The organism is Streptomyces sp. SLBN-8D4, from assembly GCF_049739545.1.
In the GTDB taxonomy this organism is placed as follows: Bacteria; Actinomycetota; Actinomycetes; order Streptomycetales; family Streptomycetaceae; genus Streptomyces; species Streptomyces canus_C.
Genome location: NZ_JBMGQC010000001.1, coordinates 7,136,038 through 7,152,943 on the forward strand (window position 1 = coordinate 7,136,038; position 16,906 = coordinate 7,152,943).

A 16,906-nucleotide genomic window follows, 5' to 3' on the forward strand; every position below is an offset into this window, starting at 1 on the left:
GTCGAACCCGGGGGTGGGGGACATGGCCAAGCAGGTGCGCGTCATGCGCATGTCGGTCGAGCAGCCGCTGTGGCGTGCCCTGACCGGCTACCGGGTGCTCACCATGCTGTACGCGGTCGGGCTCTTCGCCACCGAGTACGACGAGTTCGACCGGGCCGGCATCGCCATCGCCTACTACGTCGTCCTGTGCGTCTGGACGCTCGCCACGCTGCCCCGTGTCCAGAGCGCGGCCGCGTGCACCAAGAGCTTCCTCGCCGTCGACCTCGCGATCGCGGTCACCGGGATCGTGCTGACCCCGCTGGTCGTCAACGACCACCACATCGACAGCGGCGGCCCCACCCTGCCGTCGATATGGACCGCCGGTTCCGTCCTCGCGTTCGCCATCAAGGGCGGCTGGCGCTGGGCCGCGCTCGCCTCCACGCCGGTCGCCGCCGCCAACCTGATCGAGCGCGGCCACCCGGCCCGCGACACCGTCCACAACGTGATCCTCGTCTGGGTCGCCTCCATCGCCATCGGCTACGTCGTCGAGGTCGCCCGCGCCTCCGAGCGCACCCTCGCCCGGGCCCTGGAGATCGAGGCGGCGACCCGGGAGCGCGAGCGGCTGGCCCGGGACATCCACGACAGCGTCCTCCAGGTGCTCGCCATGGTGCAGCGCCGGGGCGCGGTCATGGGCGGCGAGGCGGCCGAGCTGGGCCGGATGGCCGGTGAGCAGGAGGTGGCGCTGCGCACCCTGGTCTCCGGCGGCCTGACGTCCGTCTCCCGGGTGTCGCGGGACGCGGCCCAGGGCGCGGTCGTCCACGTCGTCGACACCGTGGACGACGAGCCGGACGACGGCCCGCTCGACCTGCGCGCGCTGCTCGCCCCGTACGCCTCGGCGAAGGTGTCCCTCGTCGAGCCCGGCGCCCCCGTCCCGCTGCCTCCGCCCGCCGCACGCGAGCTCGCCGCGGCCGTCGGGGCCGCCCTGGACAACGTGCACCGGCACGCCGGTGAGCACGCGCGCGCGTGGATCCTCGTCGAGGACGAGCCCGACGAGGTGATCGTGACCGTGCGGGACGACGGACCCGGCATCGCCGAGGGGCGACTCGCGCAGGCCGAGGGGGAGGGGCGGCTCGGAGTCGCTCAATCGATCCGCGGCCGGCTGCGTGACCTCGGCGGCAGCGCCGAGTTGATCTCGCCTCCGGGGCAGGGCACGGAGGTCGAGCTGAAGATACCGAAGGTCTCACGGGGGAAGGCAGGACAACGATGAGTGACAAGGACCTGATCAAGGTCATGGTGGTCGACGACCACCCCATGTGGCGCGACGCGGTCGCCCGGGACCTGGCCGAGTCCGGCTTCGACGTGGTCGCCACCGCGAGCGACGGCGACCAGGCCGTACGCCGGGCCAAGGCCGCCGGGCCCGACGTGCTGGTGCTCGACCTGAACCTGCCGGTGAAGCCGGGCGTCCAGGTCTGCAAGGAGCTCGTCGGCCACAACCCGGCCCTGCGGGTCCTCGTCCTGTCGGCGAGCGGCGAGCACGCCGACGTCCTGGAGGCCGTGAAGTCCGGCGCGACCGGCTATCTGCTGAAGTCGGCGTCGACCGAGGAACTCCTGGACGCGGTCCGCCGCACGGCCGTCGGCGACCCCGTCTTCACGCCCGGTCTCGCCGGCCTGGTCCTCGGTGAGTACCGCCGCCTCGCCTCCGACCCCGCGCCCGCCTCCGACCCCGACCGGCCCAAGGCCCCGCAGCTCACCGAGCGCGAGACCGAGGTGCTGCGCCTCGTCGCCAAGGGCCTGAGCTACAAGCAGATCGCCGAGCGGCTGGTGATCTCCCACCGCACGGTCCAGAACCACGTCCAGAACACCCTCGGCAAGCTGCAACTCCACAACAGGGTCGAGCTCGTCCGCTACGCCATCGAACGAGGCCTCGACGACGAGTGAGACGCGCGTCACACTGACCCTTCGTCAGGCACCTGCGGCGAAGGGAACTGTCCATGCGCGTCGGAGTACTGACCGGAGGCGGCGACTGCCCCGGCCTCAACGCCGTCATCCGGGCCATAGTCCGCAAGGGCGTACAGGAGTACGGCTATGACTTCACCGGCTTCCGGGACGGCTGGCGGGGTCCACTGGAAGACCGCACCGTGCGTCTCGACATCCCGGCCGTCCGCGGCATCCTGCCCCGAGGCGGCACCATCCTCGGCTCCTCCCGCACCAATCCGCTGAAGCAGGAGGACGGCATCCGCCGGATCCAGGAGAACCTGGCCGAGCGGGAGGTCGACGCGCTCATCGTGATCGGCGGCGAGGACACCCTCGGCGTCGCCGCAACACTGACCAACGAGCACGGCGTGCCCTGCGTGGGCGTACCGAAGACCATCGACAACGACCTCTCCGCCACCGACTACACCTTCGGCTTCGACACCGCGGTCGGCATCGCCACGGAGGCCATCGACCGGCTGCACACCACCGCCGAGTCCCATATGCGCGTCCTGGTCTGCGAGGTGATGGGCCGCCACGCCGGCTGGATCGCCCTGCACTCCGGTCTCGCGGGCGGCGCCAACGTCATCCTCATCCCCGAGCAGCGCTTCGACGTCGACCAGGTGTGCGCCTGGATCACCTCCCGCTTCAAGGCGTCGTACGCCCCGATCGTGGTCGTCGCCGAGGGCGCCATGCCGAAGGACGGTGACATGGTCCTCAAGGATCAGTCGCTCGACTCCTTCGGACACGTGCGGCTGTCCGGGGTCGGCGAGTGGCTGGCCAAGCAGATCGAGAAGCGCACCGGCAAGGAGGCCCGCACCACAGTCCTCGGGCACATCCAGCGGGGCGGCACCCCCAGCGCCTTCGACCGCTGGCTGGCCACCCGCTTCGGCCTGCACGCCATCGACGCCGTCCGCGACGGCGACTTCGGCACGATGGTCGCGCTGCGCGGGACGGACATCGTGCGCGTGCCGATCGCCGAGGCGACCGCGCGGCTGAAGACCGTCGACCCGAAGCTGTACGAGGAGGTGGGGGTCTTCTTCGGCTGACCGGGCGGGGCGCGGCTGTGGGTCGTATATTCGGCCCACAGCCGACCGAACGGGAGACGCCTTGGAGATCCTGGCCTTCGGCGTGCAGGCCGACGAGCAGCCCCTGATCGAGCGCGCGTTCGCCGGGCACCACCAGGTCCGCTGCCTGGACGTCTTCCTCAACGAGGACACCGCCCCCATCGCCGCCGGCTACGAGACCGTCTCCACCAGCGTCAACGCCGAACTCGGCGCCCGCGTCCTGGAGATCCTCGCGGCGGGCGGCACGCGGATGATCGCCCAGCGCTCCACCGGCTTCAACAACATCGACCTCAAGGCCGCCGAGCGCCTCGGCCTGACGGTGGCCCGGGTCTCGTACTACTCGCCGTACTCGGTCGCCGAGTTCGCCTGGACCCTCGCCATGGCGGTCAACCGCCGTGTCGTGCGCGCCTCCACGCGCACGCGTGACTTCGACTTCCGCCTCGACGGACTGATGGGCCGCGACATGCACGGCCGCACCGTCGGCGTCCTCGGCACCGGCAAGATCGGGGAGGCGTTCACCCGGATCGCCCACGGCTTCGGCATGCGGCTGCTCGGCTGGGACGCCGCCGAGAACCCCGGCTGCCTGGAACTCGGTATGACGTACGTCCCCAAGGAACAGCTGCTCGCCGAGTCCGACCTGATCACCCTGCACGTCCCGCTGATGCCGGAGACCACCCACCTCCTCGACGCCGACGCCCTGAAGGCCATGAAGGACGACGCGATCCTGGTCAACTCCAGCCGCGGCGGCCTCATCGACACCGCGGCCCTCGTCACCGAACTGCGTGCCGGCCGCTTCACGGGCGTCGGCCTCGACGTGTACGAGGCGGAGGCGGGCCTGTTCTACGTCGACCGGTCCCTGGAGGCCATCGAGGACGACATCCTGGCCCGCCTGGTCACCTTCCCGAACGTCCTGGTCACCTCCCACCAGGCCTACTACACCGAGGACGCCGTCGGCCAGATCATCGACGCCACGGTGAAGAACGTCCTCGACTACAAGGCGGGCCGCCGCTCCGAGAACGTGCTGGTGCCCCGCAGCTGAGCCACCAGCTCCCGTACGACGGCGGCGCCGTTCAGTGTCAGGACCGACTCGGGGTGGAACTGCACCCCGGCGAAGCCCGGCCCGCGCAGGGCATGGACCTCGTGCGTGCCGCTCCGGCTCACCTCGATGCCGTGCGCGGCCAGCTCCCTGGCGGCCTCGTCGTCGCAGCGCGCCACGAAGCTGTTGTAGAAGCCGACCGTCTCCGGCCGCCCGAACAGGTCGACGGTCGTCTGCGCCCCCTGGTACGGCACTTCCTTCCGTACGATCCCCAGCCCCAGCTCGGCCGCGATCAACTCGTGCCCGAGGCAGACGCCGAGCACGCCGTGCCGGTGGGTGCGGATGACGTCGGCGGTCAGGGCGCGCAGGAACCGCATCTTGGGATCGTCGAGGTCGGAGGGATCGCCGGGACCGGGACCGAGCACGACGGGCCCCTCGTGCGCGAGCACGGCGTCCCTCAGGCCCGGTTCGTCGTAGCGCCGCACGGTCACGTCCAGCCCGCCCGAACGCAGCACATGCGCGAGCATCGAGGTGAAGGTGTCCTCGCCGTCGACCACGAGGGCGTGCCCTTCGAGCTCGTTCGACCGCTCCTGCATCCGCAGCCAGAACGGGGCGAGGTTCGTGCGCCGCCCGTCGAGCGCGGCACGTACGCGTGGATCGTCGGCGAGACTCACGCGCGCGTGGTCCGCACGGGGCCGGGACGGCCGTACGCCGAGAGCCGCCAGCACTCCCGCCGCCTTCGCGTGGGTCTCCGCGACCTCGCCCGCCGGGTCCGAACCGCGCACGAGGGTCGCGCCGACCGGGACCCGCAGGTGTCCCCCGGCGGAGATGTCCGCCGTGCGGATGAGGATGGGGGAGTCCAGGGTCTGCGCGCCGACAGATCCGTCCCGCCCGCCACCCGCGTACCGGCCGAGCAGCGCCAGCGCGCCGGCGTAGTAGCCGCGCCCTCCGACCTCGTGCCGCTCGATGACCCGGCAGGCGTTCTGCACCGGGGAGCCGGTGACGGTGGCCGCGAACATGGTCTCCTTGAGGACCTCCCGCACGTCCAGCGAGGACTTGCCGCGCAGCTCGTACTCGGTGTGCGCGAGGTGGGCCATCTCCTTCAGCCGGGGCCCGACGACGACCCCGCCCATGTCACCGACGGTGCACATCATCTTGAGCTCCTCGTCGACGACCATCGACAGCTCCTCGATCTCCTTGCCGTCGGCCAGGAAGTCGAGCAGGTGCTCGGGGCTCGGGCCCTCGGCGGGATAGCGGTACGTCCCGCTGATCGGGTTCATGACGACGGTCCCGCCGGTCATCCGGACGTGCACCTCGGGGCTCGCGCCGACGAGCGTGCGGTCACCGGTGTGGACGACGAAGGTCCAGTAGGCGCCCCGCTCGCCCACCAGCAGCCGCCTGAACAGCGCGAGGGCGTCCGCGCGGGAGAACCCCGGGATCTCGCCCTCGTAGGTCCGACGGATCACGAAGTTGGCGCCCTCGCCGCGCCCGATCTCCTCGTGCAGGACCCGTCCGACGATCTCGGCGTACTCCTCGTCGGGGACGTCGAAGCCGCCGTTCTCGACCCGGACGTCGTGAGTGGGGAGCTGTTCCAGCACTTCGGCGAGAGGGAGCTCGTACGTCTCCTCGGGGGTCAGCACCGCCAGCGGTGTGCCGTCGTCCCTGACGTCGAAACCGCGCTCGCGGATCTGCCGGAAGGGGATGAGCGCGAGCCCCACGTCGGGGAGGTCGGCGAGGCGGTCGTAGGTGCCGACCGGGCCGACAAGCAGCTCGACGGTGTTCTCGTCGTGGCCCGGGGTGCGGCGGCGGACCAGGGCGAACGGACGGTCGTCGCCCAGCAGACGTGTCAGGTCCATGGTTCCTCAGCTCTCGATGAGTCGATGACTCGATGTCGGTGAGGAACGACCCCGGAAACGCCGAAGGCCGCCCCTCGGGCGGCCTTCGCGAAGTCTTGCGTACGCGCAGTCAGTGGGCCGCCGGATGAGCGGTCCACCACCAGTTCTGGGTCGAGTGCGCGAACATGCGAGGCACCTTATCCCATGTCCGGCCCTCGTACCCCGTGTCTCATTTGCTGGGCATGGCCCTGGAGCCCCGACACGACCCCGTAATGTTGATGCCGTGACCGTGAACGCTAAGACCAGCGCGAGCGCTGGCAACACCTGGCGAGACCTGCCCGCGGCGCAGCAGCCCGAGTACCCCGACACCGAGGCTCTGCGCGCAGTGATCGCGGACCTCGAGTCGTATCCGCCGCTCGTCTTCGCGGGCGAGTGCGACCAGCTGCGCGCCCGGTTGGCGGCCGTCGCCAAGGGAGAGGCGTTCCTCCTCCAGGGCGGCGACTGCGCCGAGGCCTTCGACGCCGTGTCCGCGGACCACATCCGCAACAAGCTCAAGACGTTGCTCCAGATGGGCGCCGTGCTGACGTACGCCGCCTCGGTGCCGGTCGTGAAGGTCGGCCGCATCGCCGGCCAGTACTCCAAGCCGCGCTCCAAGGGCACCGAGACCCGCGACGGCGTGACGCTGCCGACGTACCGCGGCGACTCCGTCAACGGCTTCGAGTTCAACGAGAAGGCCCGCATCCCGGACCCCGAGCGCCTGAAGCGGATGTACAACGCGTCCGCGTCCACGCTCAACCTGGTGCGCGCCTTCACCACCGGCGGCTACGCCGACCTGCGGCAGGTGCACGCCTGGAACCAGGACTTCGTGAAGTCGTCCCCCTCCGGCCAGCGCTACGAGCAGCTGGCCCGGGAGATCGACCAGGCGCTGAACTTCATGCGGGCCTGCGGGACCGACCCCGAGGAGTTCAAGACCGTCGAGTTCTACTCCTCGCACGAGGCGCTGCTGCTCGACTACGAGTCGGCGCTCACCCGCGTCGACTCCCGCACCGGGCGGCTGTACGACGTCTCGGCGCACATGGTGTGGATCGGTGAGCGCACCCGGCAGCTGGACCACGCGCACATCGAGTTCGCCTCGCAGATCCGAAACCCGATCGGCATCAAGCTCGGCCCGACGACCACGGCCGAGGAGGCGCTGCAGTACATCGAGCGCCTGGACCCCGACCGGGAGCCCGGCCGGCTGACCTTCATCGTCCGCATGGGCGCCGACAAGGTCCGCGACAAGCTGCCCGAGCTGGTCGAGAAGGTCACGGCCTCCGGTGCGACCGTGGCCTGGATCACCGACCCGATGCACGGCAACACCTACGAGGCGGCCTCCGGTCACAAGACCCGCCGCTTCGACGACGTGCTCGACGAGGTCAAGGGCTTCTTCGAGGTCCACAAGGGTCTGGGCACCCACCCGGGCGGCATCCACGTCGAGCTCACCGGTGACGACGTCACCGAGTGCGTGGGCGGCGGCGACGAGATCTTCGTCGACGATCTGCACCAGCGCTACGAGACGGCCTGCGACCCGAGGCTCAACCGCAGCCAGTCGCTCGACCTGGCCTTCCTTGTCGCGGAGATGTACAGGGACCAGTGACGGGGGCACCTGTTACAGGGACGTGAATGGGGCGCGGATCACATACGATCCGCGCCCCGCTCCACTTTTGCGGTTCCTGAGCGCCGGGTAAGGTTAGGTTAGCCTCACCGATCATCGGGACGGCAACACTGATCAGCCCGTCGGGAGGTGCGTCGCGTGTACATCTGCAGTTGCTTCGGCGTCACCGAGCAGCAGGTCAAGAAGCACGCGGCGGACGGTGCCTGCACTCCCCGCCAGATCGCCTCCGCCTGCAAGGCGGGCACCGACTGCGGTTCCTGCGTACGGCGCATTCAGGCCCTTCTGGGCCGCGGGGCGTGCTCGCGGGGCGAACTCGTCGAGCAGGGCGAGCCCACCCGTGCCGCACTGGACGAGGCCGCCTAGCTCTCCGGCTGCTCGATCAGCTGCGCGATGTAGAGCGCCTCACCGAGCTTCTCCAGAAGCTCCAGCTGCGTGTCCAGATAGTCGATGTGATGCTCCTCGTCCGCGAGGATCGACTCGAAGATGTTCGCCGAGGTGATGTCACCCTTGGCGCGCATCACCTCGATACCGCGCTTGAGGCGGTCGATGGCCTCGACCTCGACCTGCCGGTCGGCCTCGAACATCTCCTTGACGGTCTGGCCCACGCGCACATGGAACAGCCGCTGGTAGTTCGGCAGGCCCTCCAGGAAGAGGATGCGGTCGGTCAGGACCTCGGCGTGTTTCATCTCGTCGAACGACTCGTGCCGGGTGTACTTCGCGAGCTTCGTCCAGCCGAAGTTCTCCTGCATCTTCGCGTGCAGGAAGTACTGGTTGATCGCGGTGAGCTCGCCCGTGAGCTGCTCGTTGAGGAATTCGATGACCTCGGGGTCGCCCTGCATCGCAGAGGCTCCTTCCAACCGTGGGGAACTGGCAGGCTGCGCCGCATCCTCGCACCGGCGAAGAAGATCGTCCAGTAAGCCCTCACTTAGTAAGTAAGGGCATGCTTAGTCCGATTTGGGGGGCGTGGGGAGGGGCCTGGTCGGGTGCATCGCCTCGGGTCTGTCAGGATGGAAGGCATGGGTCAGCCGGTGGAGCGGGAGAGTGGAGAAGCGGCGCACTCCGAGCTTCCGCCGGGGCAGCGACTGCAGCGCGGCTGGCCCGTCACCCACTACGGCCCGGTGCCTCGGTTCCGGCCCGAGCGCTGGGAATTCCGGGTCTTCGGCGCCACCGCGGACGACGAGAAGCACTGCTGGAACCACGAGGAGTTCACGGCCCTGCCGTACACCACCGTCGTGGGCGACCTGCACTGTGTGACGAAGTTCAGCATGCTGGGCGCCGAGTGGGGCGGCATCCCCGCCCGCACGCTCCTGGACATCGCCCCGCCCGCGCCGGCGGTCACCCATGTGATGGTCTGGGCCGAGTACGGCTTCAGCTCCAACCTGCGGCTCGACGACTTCGCGTCCGAGCGCACGATCTTCGCCACCCACAAGGACGGGGAACTGCTGACCGCGGAGCACGGGTTTCCGCTCCGGCTGGTCGTCCCCCATCTGTACGCCTGGAAGGGGCCCAAATGGGTCCGCGGCGTGGAGTACATGACCGCCGACCGGCGCGGGTTCTGGGAGGAGCGCGGCTACCACAACGTCGGCGACCCCTGGAAGGAACAGCGGTACTCGTACCAGGAGGAGCCGGGGGACGGCCCCGAGCTGTGACGCTCAGTGGGCGTGGTGCTGGTGGACCACGGCGTGTCCCTTGCCGCGGCCGATCATCCACTTGTTGACCGGCACAGTGACGACGAACGCGATGGCCAGCGAGATCGCCAGCGACGCCCAGAACAGCAGATCGACGAGTTCCGCGTCCATGGCGTCCGGCCACAGGGCGATCACGCCGTTGTCGATCAGCTCCATCACGGCGATGGACAGGGTGTCGGCGGCCAGCGCCACCCGAAGCGCGGCCCGGAAACTCATGCCGGCCCTCAGGACCCCGCGCAGGGTGAGGGAGTAGCCGAAGAAGAAGGCCAGGATGATCGCCAGCACGGTGGTCGCCAGATTGCCCCACCCCAGCGCGGTGCCGATGACCATCCCGAGCACCTCGCCGATGGCGCAGCCGGTGAGGCAGTGGAGGGTGGCCTGGACGGCGACGGCCCAGGTGGCGGTGGCCGGTGCCTCGTGCTGATGCGCGGGTGCCCCGTGCTGGTGCGTGTGCGCCTCGTGATCCATGAAAGCCCCCATGGTCGGATGACGGTTCCTGCGACTGGCAGGAACCGTATACCCCCTAGGGGTATTCCTCAACGGGATTTTCTAGCAGTCGCGCAGTTTCTTCAGTCGCTCCACGTCCGCCGCGTGCCCCTCCTTGCCGCCGGGGGTCTCGATGATCAGGGGGACGCCCTCGGTGGCGGGGTGGGTCATCAGGGCGCGGAACGGGTCCTCGCCGATATGGCCGGAGCCGATGTTCTCGTGGCGGTCCTTGTGGGCGCCGACGACGTCCTTGGAGTCGTTGGCGTGGATCAGCTTCAGGCGGCCCTCGCCGACCGTGTCCACCAGCAGGTCGAGCGTCTGGTGCATGCCGGAGGGGCCGGTCAGGTCGTGGCCGGCGGCGAAGATGTGGCAGGTGTCCAGGCAGACGCCCAGCTTCGGATGGGCGTCCAGGGCCTCGAAGTACGGGCCGAAGTCCCAGGTGCGGGAACAGAGCGAGGCACCCTGGCCGGCGGTCGACTCCAGGAGCAGGTACGGGTCGTCGTCGTGCGTGAGTTCGTCGAGGAGGGGAAGCAGGTGCTCGCGGACCTGCTTCAGGGCCACGGATCGGTCCCGGCCGCCGGTCGCGCTGCCCGTGTGCACGACGACACCGAGCGCGCCGATCTCGCGCCCGCGCCTCAGGGAGTGCCGGAGCGAATCGGCCGACTTCTCCACCGTCGCCTCGGTGTGCGAGCCGAAGTTGATCAGGTACGGGGCGTGCACGTACGCCGGGATCGACCGTTCCGCGCAGGTCTCGCGGAACGCCTCGTCCTGGCGGGGGTTTCCGACGGGAGTGGCCCAGCCGCGTGGGTTGGCGACGAAGACCTGCACGGTCTCGGCATCGAGGTCCTGGGCGTACGACAGGCCCACCGTGTGGAGACCGCCGGCCACGGGGACGTGGCCGCCGACGGGGTTGCGCTGAGTTGTCACCGGTCAAGGGTGCCATTGCCTGCGGCGCCTGTGCGAGGCGCCCCAGGCGTGTGCCCCGGTGGGCCGTTTTCGTGCGGGTGCGGGCCGGTGGGGGCTGGTCGCGCAGTTCCCCGCGCTCAGCGGATCGTGATCGTGATCGTCGAACCCTTGGGCGCCGTGTCCCCGCCCTTCACCGACTGCTTCTTGACGGTGTCGCCGAACAGGCCCAGCAGGCCGCGGTCCTCGTCGACCTGGAAGCCCGCGTCCTCCAGTTCGGCCTTGGCGTCGTCCACGCTGTCGCCCGTGACGTCCGGGACCTCGACCATCACCGGGCCCTTGGAGACCGTCAGCGTGACGGTGTCGCCCTCGGCCGCCTGGCTGTCGGGGGTCGGGGTCTGCTTGGCGACCTGGCCCGCGTCGTACTCGGAGTTGACCCGGGCGGTGGCGACCTCGACCTTCAGGCCGGCCTCCGCCAGGTCGGCCTTGGCGTCGGCCAGGTCCTCGCCGGTGACGTCCGGGACGTCGACCGGGGCGCCCTTGCTGACGGTGAACGCGACGGCCGAGCCGGCGCGCAGCGTGGTGCCGCTCTCGGGGTCGGTGCCGATCACGAACCCCTTCGGGACGTCGTCGCTGAACTCCCGGGTGGCCATGCCCGGCTCCAGTCCCTCCGCCTTCAGCCGGGCTCGCGCCTTGCCCAGCACCCACCCGTCCACGTCGGGCACCTTCACCGTCTGCGGGCCCTTGGAGAGGGTGAGCGACACGGAGTCGTGGTTCCGAATCCGGCTGCCGACCCCCGGGTCCGTGCTGATGACGGTGCCGCGCTTCACGGTGTCGCTGTAGGCGTACGTGACCTTGCCGGTCTCCAGACCTGCCTCGTCCAGCCGGTCCCGGGCCTGTGCCTCGGTCTTCGTCAGGAGGGCCGGGACCTGGGTGAACTGGCCGGAGTTGATGTACCAGACGCCTCCCCCGAGCCCGAGGGCCAGCAGGACCGCGGCGACGATCAGGAGCGGGCCGCGCCGGCGACCGCCGGAGGAGCGGTCACGGCGGGACGGCGGGAGCGGGGGGCTCTGCAGGACGCTGGTGCGGTGGTACCCCGGCTGGGGCTCGTCCTCGTTGACCGGCAGCAGGCGCGGCACCGTCAGCGAGCGCGGGATCACGCTCGTACGGTTCTCGGCGCCCCCGTACTCCGTGGCGAGCGCCTGCGGCGGCACCGCGTCCAGCTGGTCGGCGCTCAGTCTGCCGCGGGCCTCGCGGGTCTGCGCGAGCAGGGCCACGGCGTCGTACGGACGCAGGTCCGGGGTGCGGGCGGTCGCCGACGTGACCAGCTCGTCCAGTTCGTACGGCAGCCCCGGGACCACGGCCGAGGGGGGCGGGACGTCCTCGTGGAGGTGCTTGTAGAGGACTATCGCGGGGGATTCGCCTTCGTGCGGCTGGCTGCCGGTCAGCATCTCGTACAGGACGACCCCGCACGCGTACACGTCGACGCGGGCGTCCGCGGTGCCGGGCTGGTCGATCTGCTCGGGCGAGAGATAGGACACGGTGCCGAGAACGGCTCCGGTGGTGCTGGTCACGGTGTTCACGGACCGCACGAGACCGAAGTCGGCGACCTTGACCCGGCCGTCGTCCCCGATCAGGACGTTCTCCGGCTTCATGTCCCGGTGCACGAAACCGGCGCGGTGCGCGGCACCGAGCGCGGCGAGCACCGGCTCCAGGATGTCCAGGGCGGCGCGCGGCTGCAGCGCCCCGCGCTCGCGCAGCACGTCACGCAGGGTGCAGCCGGCGACGTACTCCATGGCGAGGTAGACGTACGACCCGTCGGTGCCCTGGTCGAAGACCTGCACGACGTTGGGGTGGGAGAGCCGGGCGACGGACTTGGCCTCCCGGATGAACCGCTCGACGAAGGTCCCGTCCGCCGCGAGCGCGGGGTGCATCACCTTGAGCGCGAGCACGCGGTCCAGACGGGTGTCCAGGGCCCGGTAGACCGTGGCCATCCCGCCCACCGCGATGCGCGCGTCCACGCGATAGCGGCCGTCGAGCACCTGCCCGACCAGCGGGTCCTGAAGGGTCGTATCCACGCAGGCGAGTCTACGAGCCGCCGCCGACAGTCCATCCGCTTCGGCGGTTTTGGCGGCCGTACTGCAGCTGACCTGTGACGGAGGTCGCACCTGCCCGTGTCCCGGATCGAACGTGCGTTCAGAACGCGGGGCGTTCCGGGTCCAGTACGGCCCTGCCCTCCACCGGGGACGAGGCCTCGGCGAAATGCCGCCGCGGGATGCGCCCCGCCCGGTACGCCAGCCGTCCCGCCTCCACCGCGTGCCGCATCGCGTGCGCCATCAGTTCCGGCTCCTGTGCCCGCGTCACCGCCGAGGCGAGCATCACACCCGCGCACCCCAGTTCCATCGCCAGGGCCGCGTCCGAGGCCGTGCCCGCCCCGGCGTCCAGGATCACCGGCACGCGCGCGTGCTCGACGATCAGCTGGAAGTTGTGCGGGTTGCGGATGCCGAGGCCCGAGCCGATCGGGGAGCCGAGCGGCATGATCGCCGCGCAGCCCACGTCCTCCAGCTTTCGGGCCAGCACGGGGTCGTCGTTCGTGTACGGCAGCACCGTGAAACCGTCGTCCACCAGGGTCTCGGCCGCGTCCAGGAGCTCTATGGGATCCGGCAGAAGGGTGCGCTCGTCGGCGATGACCTCCAGCTTGACCAGGTCGGTGCCGAGCGCCTCGCGCGCGAGGCGGGCCGTCAGGACGGCCTCCCCGGCGGTGAAACAGCCCGCCGTGTTCGGGAGCACCCGGATGCCGAGCTTCTCCAGTACGGACAGCACCGAGCCGTGCACCGAGGGGTTGACGCGGCGCATCGCCACCGTCGTGAGCTCGGTGCCGGAGGCGACGAGCGCCCGCTCCAGCACGTCCAGGCTGGGCGCTCCGCCGGTGCCCATGATCAGCCGGGACGAGAAGGACGTACCGCCGATGACGAAGGGATCGTCGGCCATGGGTCAGCCTCCTTGGACGGCGGTGAGGACTTCCACGCGGTCTCCCTCGGCGAGGGACGTCGAGGGCCACTGCGCGCGCGGGACGACGGTCTCGTTGAGCGCGGCGGCCACCCCGGAGGGCGCCGGCGTCAGCGCCCGCACCACGGTGTCGAGAGCCGTGCCGGGAGCGAACTGGCGCGGCTCCCCGTTGACGGAGATGTTCATGCCGGCTGCTCCACGGACTCCAGGAACCGCCTCGGAGTGAACGGGCGGGCCACCTCCGGCAGTTCACCGGTCGTCAGGGCATGTGCCAGCGCGTCCCCGGTGACCGGCGTCAGCAGCACGCCGTTGCGGTAGTGCCCGGTGGCCAGCAGAAGGCCGGGCAGTTCCGTCGGGCCGAGCAGCGGGGCGTTGTCCGGGGAGCCCGGGCGCAGTCCCGCGCGGGTCTCCGTCAGCGGCAGCTCGGTGATGCCGGGGACCAGTTCGTGCGCGTCCCGCAGCAGCTCGTACACCCCGCCCGCGGTCACCGTGGTGTCCCAGCCCAGCTCCTCGCTGGTCGCGCCGATCACCAGTTCGCCGCTCTCACGCGGCACCAGGTAGACGTGGCTGCCGCGCACGACGGCCCGCACGGTACGGCTCAGGAAGGGCGCGTGGCGCGGCGGCACGGTCAGCCGCAGCACCTGCCCCTTCACGGGCCGTACGGGAGGCAGGAGGGCCTGCGGGACCCCTTCCAGGCGGCCGCTGAGGCTTCCGGCGGCGAGCACCACCTGGTCGGCGCCCAGTTCCTCGCCGTCCGTGGTGGCGACCCCAACGGCCCGGTCCCGTACGACACACAGACGCTGTGCCCACGTGCGGTGGAACACCACGCCCGCCCGCTCGCACGCGGCCAGCAACGCGCGCGTGAGGCGGCGCGGATCGATCTGGTGGTCGCCGTCCACCCGCAGCCCGCCCCGCACCCCCGGCGCGAGCATCGGCTCCAGGCGCCGGCACTCCCGGCCGGACAGCCACTCCGACTCCAGCCCCGACTGCCGCTGCAGCGCGTGCAGTTCGCGAAGGTGGGCGCGGTCGTCGGCGTCCAGGGCGACGGCGAGCGTGCCGCAGCGGCGGTAGCCGAGGTCCTGTCCGGTCAGCTCGGTGAGTTCGGCCGCGAAAGCGGGATAGCGGTGGGCGGAGGCGAGGTTCAGGCCCAGCAGGGTCTGCTCGCCGTAGTGCAGCTCGGTGACCGCGGCCAGCATCCCGGCGGCCACCCGGGCGGCCCCGCCGCCCGGTTCGGGGTCCACGACGGCCGTGGTGAGACCGCGCTGCGCGGCCCGCCAGGCCGTGACCAGGCCGATGATGCCGCCCCCGACGACGAGGACGTCTGACGTACGTGAGGACATGGGCGTCCAGCCCCTCCCTTCGCCGGCATGACCCGGATCAGGTTCGTACGGTCGGAGGCCGCCCAGCCTCCCTCTCAGCCCGGTGCGTCCGGGCTCCCGCGAGTGCTCTACGTTGGCCACCCTAGCCCGACGCCGTACGTCTCAGTAAGGGAGCCTCTTTTCGTGGCACGCTCGCTCGACGGTCTCGTTCTCGCCCCTGTCGCCGACCAGGCCCCAGGTCAGGTGGGTACACGGACCCGGTTCAGCTACCACGAGCAGGGCGGGGAGATCTGGGCCGAGTACGCGGGCGGTGACGTGGTACGCGGACATCTGGTCGGCACGCGCGCGGGGGACCGGCTCGACTTCCGTTACGTGCAGCTCAAGCACGACGGAACGACATCTTCCGGGCACTGCGTCTCGACGGTCGTGGAACTCCCCGACGGCCGGGTGCGGCTGGAGGAGACCTGGGAGTGGGAGTCGCAGCCGGGCAGCGGCACGAGCATTGTGGAGCAGGTCACTGCGCACGACTCCTGACTGACTGATTGTCAGCTGACTATGGTGATCAAATGAGCGAGCGGACGCAGGCGCAGCGGCGGGTGGTCGTGGTCGGCGCGGGCATGGCCGGGGTGCAGACCGCGGTCGCCCTGCGCGAACAGGGCTTCAGCGGAACCGTCACGCTGATCGGCGCGGAGCCCCACCAGCCGTACGACCGTCCGCCGCTCTCCAAGGCCGTGCTGCTGGGCAAGGCCGAGGGTTCCGCCTTCGACGTGGACTTCGAGGCCCTCGGCATCGAACTGCTCCTCGGCCGCGAGGTGCTGGGCGTACGCCCCGAGGCGCACGAGCTGGACACCGAGGACGGTGCCTTCCCGTACGACGTCCTGGTCCTTGCCACCGGCGCCGAGCCGATCCGGCTGCCCGGCACGGAGGGCGTGCCCGGGGTGCATCTGCTGCGCACCCTGGACGACGCCGAGCGGCTGCGGCCCGTGCTCGCCCGGCAGCACGACGTCGTGATCGTCGGGGCGGGCTGGATCGGCGCCGAGTTCGCCACCGCCGCGCGCGAGGCGGGCTGCGCGGTGACGGTCGTGGAAGCCGCCGACCGGCCGCTCGCGGGCGCCCTGCCCGCCGAGGTGGCCGCGCCGATGACGTCCTGGTACGCCGACGCGGGTGCCGTGTTGCGCACACACGCGCGCGTGGAGCGCGTCGAACCCGGCGCGGTCGTCCTGGACGACGGCTCCCGGATCGCCGCGGACGCGGTCGTGGTCGGCATCGGTGCCCGGCCCGCCACGGCCTGGCTCGCCGGTTCCGGCATCGAACTCGGCGCCCACCGCGAGGTCGTCGCCGACGAGCGCCTGCGCACCTCCGTGCCGGACGTCTACGCGGTCGGCGACTGCGCCTCCTTCCCCTCGGGGCGGTACGGCGAGCGCCTGCTGGTGCACCACTGGGACAACGCCCTCCAGGCACCCCGCACGGTGGCCGCCGACATCCTGGGAGAGACGCCCACGGTCTACGACCCGGTCCCGTACTTCTGGTCCGAGCAGTTCGGCCGCTTCGTCCAGTACATCGGCCACCACGCCTCCGCCGACACGACCCTGTGGCGTGGCGAGCCCTCCGGTCCGGCCTGGACGGTGTGCTGGCTGCGCGAGAACCGCCTGGTCGCCCTCCTGGCGGTGGGCCGGCCCCGCGACCTGGCCCAGGGCCGCCGCCTGATCGAGGCGGGCACGGAGATGGACCCGGAACTGCTGGTGGACCCGGCGAGGCCCCTGAAGGCGGCGACGGCGTAGGCGAGGGCCGGGCGCGTCTCGGGGAGCTCGGGCGGGCAGCTGCGGCCCTGCATGGTGGAGTCTTGGGGCGGTTGGTTGCGGGGCTGGGCGGTGGGGGCTCGGGCGGGTAGCCGTGACCTTGCGCGGTGGGGCCTCGGGGCGGTTGGTTGCGGGCCTGCGCGGTGAGGTCTCGGGCGGT

At 71.0% G+C, this 16,906-nt stretch carries 18 protein-coding genes and 1 riboswitch; of the genes, 9 read left to right on the forward strand and 9 right to left on the reverse strand.

Annotation, left to right across the window (positions count from 1 at the left end; translation table 11 throughout):
- Positions 1 to 22 precede the first annotated feature (22 nt).
- The 4 genes from macS (at position 23) to RKD20_RS32410 (ending at position 4,056) form a co-directional block, all read left to right on the forward strand.
- Entirely contained in the window at positions 23 to 1,246 is a 1,224-nt protein-coding gene (gene macS, locus RKD20_RS32395; RefSeq protein WP_424880796.1) for a MacS family sensor histidine kinase, read from the forward strand.
- Positions 1,243 to 1,917, forward strand: coding sequence for a response regulator (locus RKD20_RS32400; protein WP_424880797.1), 675 nt, complete (start codon positions 1,243 to 1,245; stop codon positions 1,915 to 1,917). Before macS ends, RKD20_RS32400 begins: the two co-directional genes overlap by 4 nt.
- A 53-nt stretch (positions 1,918 to 1,970) precedes the next feature.
- Positions 1,971 to 2,999, forward strand: a complete 1,029-nt coding sequence (locus tag RKD20_RS32405; RefSeq protein ID WP_424880798.1) for a 6-phosphofructokinase — start codon at positions 1,971 to 1,973, stop codon at positions 2,997 to 2,999.
- 61 nt (positions 3,000 to 3,060) lie between these two features.
- Positions 3,061 to 4,056 carry a 2-hydroxyacid dehydrogenase gene (locus tag RKD20_RS32410; RefSeq protein WP_424880799.1) on the forward strand — a complete coding sequence of 332 codons (996 nt, stop codon included), beginning with the start codon at positions 3,061 to 3,063 and terminating at the stop codon, positions 4,054 to 4,056.
- Here the strand turns inward: RKD20_RS32410 and RKD20_RS32415 are convergent.
- Together RKD20_RS32415 and RKD20_RS32420 are read right to left on the reverse strand one after the other, a co-directional pair.
- A complete protein-coding gene (locus RKD20_RS32415; protein ID WP_424880800.1) occupies positions 4,008 to 5,909 on the reverse strand; it encodes an anthranilate synthase family protein in 1,902 nt (633 codons plus the stop codon). The two genes, RKD20_RS32410 and RKD20_RS32415, sit on opposite strands and share 49 nt — an antisense overlap.
- A gap of 109 nt (positions 5,910 to 6,018) precedes the next feature.
- Positions 6,019 to 6,075 (reverse strand): trp operon leader peptide, encoded by a 57-nt coding sequence (locus RKD20_RS32420; RefSeq protein WP_071528813.1) that lies wholly within the window; start codon positions 6,073 to 6,075, stop codon positions 6,019 to 6,021.
- Between the two features lie 96 nt (positions 6,076 to 6,171).
- Between RKD20_RS32420 and RKD20_RS32425 the strand changes: the two genes are divergently transcribed.
- Positions 6,172 to 7,524, forward strand: coding sequence for a class II 3-deoxy-7-phosphoheptulonate synthase (locus tag RKD20_RS32425; protein ID WP_020119869.1), 1,353 nt, complete (start codon positions 6,172 to 6,174; stop codon positions 7,522 to 7,524).
- Positions 7,525 to 7,671: 147 nt separating this feature from the next.
- Entirely contained in the window at positions 7,672 to 7,905 is a 234-nt protein-coding gene (locus RKD20_RS32430) for a (2Fe-2S)-binding protein (protein ID WP_424880801.1), read from the forward strand.
- Here RKD20_RS32430 and bfr read toward each other — a convergent pair.
- Positions 7,902 to 8,381, reverse strand: coding sequence for a bacterioferritin (gene bfr, locus RKD20_RS32435; protein ID WP_007381448.1), 480 nt, complete (start codon positions 8,379 to 8,381; stop codon positions 7,902 to 7,904). The two genes, RKD20_RS32430 and bfr, sit on opposite strands and share 4 nt — an antisense overlap.
- A 177-nt stretch (positions 8,382 to 8,558) precedes the next feature.
- On the opposite strand from bfr, the gene RKD20_RS32440 reads away from it, so the two are divergent.
- Positions 8,559 to 9,191 carry a sulfite oxidase-like oxidoreductase gene (locus RKD20_RS32440; RefSeq protein WP_359421927.1) on the forward strand — a complete coding sequence of 211 codons (633 nt, stop codon included), beginning with the start codon at positions 8,559 to 8,561 and terminating at the stop codon, positions 9,189 to 9,191.
- Positions 9,192 to 9,194: 3 nt separating this feature from the next.
- On the opposite strand, the gene RKD20_RS32445 is transcribed toward RKD20_RS32440, so the two are convergent.
- The 6 genes from RKD20_RS32445 to thiO all read right to left on the reverse strand — a co-directional run bounded on the left by RKD20_RS32445 (position 9,195) and on the right by thiO (position 14,968).
- Positions 9,195 to 9,698, reverse strand: a complete 504-nt coding sequence (locus tag RKD20_RS32445) for a DUF4396 domain-containing protein (protein ID WP_424880802.1) — start codon at positions 9,696 to 9,698, stop codon at positions 9,195 to 9,197.
- Positions 9,699 to 9,779: 81 nt separating this feature from the next.
- Positions 9,780 to 10,643, reverse strand: a complete 864-nt coding sequence (locus RKD20_RS32450; RefSeq protein WP_424880803.1) for a deoxyribonuclease IV — start codon at positions 10,641 to 10,643, stop codon at positions 9,780 to 9,782.
- 116 nt (positions 10,644 to 10,759) lie between these two features.
- Positions 10,760 to 12,697, reverse strand: a complete 1,938-nt coding sequence (gene pknB / locus RKD20_RS32455; protein ID WP_424880804.1) for a Stk1 family PASTA domain-containing Ser/Thr kinase — start codon at positions 12,695 to 12,697, stop codon at positions 10,760 to 10,762.
- A gap of 118 nt (positions 12,698 to 12,815) precedes the next feature.
- A complete protein-coding gene (locus RKD20_RS32460) occupies positions 12,816 to 13,610 on the reverse strand; it encodes a thiazole synthase (RefSeq protein ID WP_424880805.1) in 795 nt (264 codons plus the stop codon).
- Positions 13,611 to 13,613: 3 nt separating this feature from the next.
- Positions 13,614 to 13,814, reverse strand: a complete 201-nt coding sequence (thiS, locus tag RKD20_RS32465) for a sulfur carrier protein ThiS (protein ID WP_020119880.1) — start codon at positions 13,812 to 13,814, stop codon at positions 13,614 to 13,616.
- Positions 13,811 to 14,968, reverse strand: a complete 1,158-nt coding sequence (gene thiO, locus RKD20_RS32470; RefSeq protein WP_424880806.1) for a glycine oxidase ThiO — start codon at positions 14,966 to 14,968, stop codon at positions 13,811 to 13,813. The genes thiS and thiO overlap by 4 nt, the downstream gene beginning before the upstream one ends.
- A riboswitch (TPP riboswitch) is annotated at positions 14,966 to 15,078 on the reverse strand. It overlaps the preceding gene by 3 nt.
- A gap of 52 nt (positions 15,079 to 15,130) precedes the next feature.
- Here thiO and RKD20_RS32475 point away from each other — a divergent pair.
- Together RKD20_RS32475 and RKD20_RS32480 are read left to right on the forward strand one after the other, a co-directional pair.
- On the forward strand, positions 15,131 to 15,481 hold the full coding sequence (locus tag RKD20_RS32475; protein ID WP_424880807.1) for a hypothetical protein: 351 nt from the start codon (positions 15,131 to 15,133) through the stop codon (positions 15,479 to 15,481).
- A gap of 32 nt (positions 15,482 to 15,513) precedes the next feature.
- Entirely contained in the window at positions 15,514 to 16,728 is a 1,215-nt protein-coding gene (locus tag RKD20_RS32480; RefSeq protein ID WP_424880808.1) for an NAD(P)/FAD-dependent oxidoreductase, read from the forward strand.
- Positions 16,729 to 16,906 lie beyond the last annotated feature (178 nt).

Excerpts from the sequence above, each read along its gene's own strand:
- thiO (WP_424880806.1), bottom strand. The coding sequence starts at position 14,968 with ATGTCCTCACGTACGTCAGACGTCCTCGTCGTCGGGGGCGGCATCATC.
- RKD20_RS32460 (WP_424880805.1), bottom strand. The coding sequence starts at position 13,610 with ATGGCCGACGATCCCTTCGTCATCGGCGGTACGTCCTTCTCGTCCCGG.
- macS (WP_424880796.1), top strand. The coding sequence starts at position 23 with ATGGCCAAGCAGGTGCGCGTCATGCGCATGTCGGTCGAGCAGCCGCTG.
- RKD20_RS32480 (WP_424880808.1), top strand. The coding sequence starts at position 15,514 with ATGAGCGAGCGGACGCAGGCGCAGCGGCGGGTGGTCGTGGTCGGCGCG.
- RKD20_RS32400 (WP_424880797.1), top strand. The coding sequence starts at position 1,243 with ATGAGTGACAAGGACCTGATCAAGGTCATGGTGGTCGACGACCACCCC.
- RKD20_RS32415 (WP_424880800.1), bottom strand. The coding sequence starts at position 5,909 with ATGGACCTGACACGTCTGCTGGGCGACGACCGTCCGTTCGCCCTGGTC.
- thiS (WP_020119880.1), bottom strand. The coding sequence starts at position 13,814 with ATGAACATCTCCGTCAACGGGGAGCCGCGCCAGTTCGCTCCCGGCACG.
- RKD20_RS32440 (WP_359421927.1), top strand. The coding sequence starts at position 8,559 with ATGGGTCAGCCGGTGGAGCGGGAGAGTGGAGAAGCGGCGCACTCCGAG.
- bfr (WP_007381448.1), bottom strand. The coding sequence starts at position 8,381 with ATGCAGGGCGACCCCGAGGTCATCGAATTCCTCAACGAGCAGCTCACG.
- RKD20_RS32445 (WP_424880802.1), bottom strand. The coding sequence starts at position 9,698 with ATGGATCACGAGGCGCACACGCACCAGCACGGGGCACCCGCGCATCAG.
- RKD20_RS32405 (WP_424880798.1), top strand. The coding sequence starts at position 1,971 with ATGCGCGTCGGAGTACTGACCGGAGGCGGCGACTGCCCCGGCCTCAAC.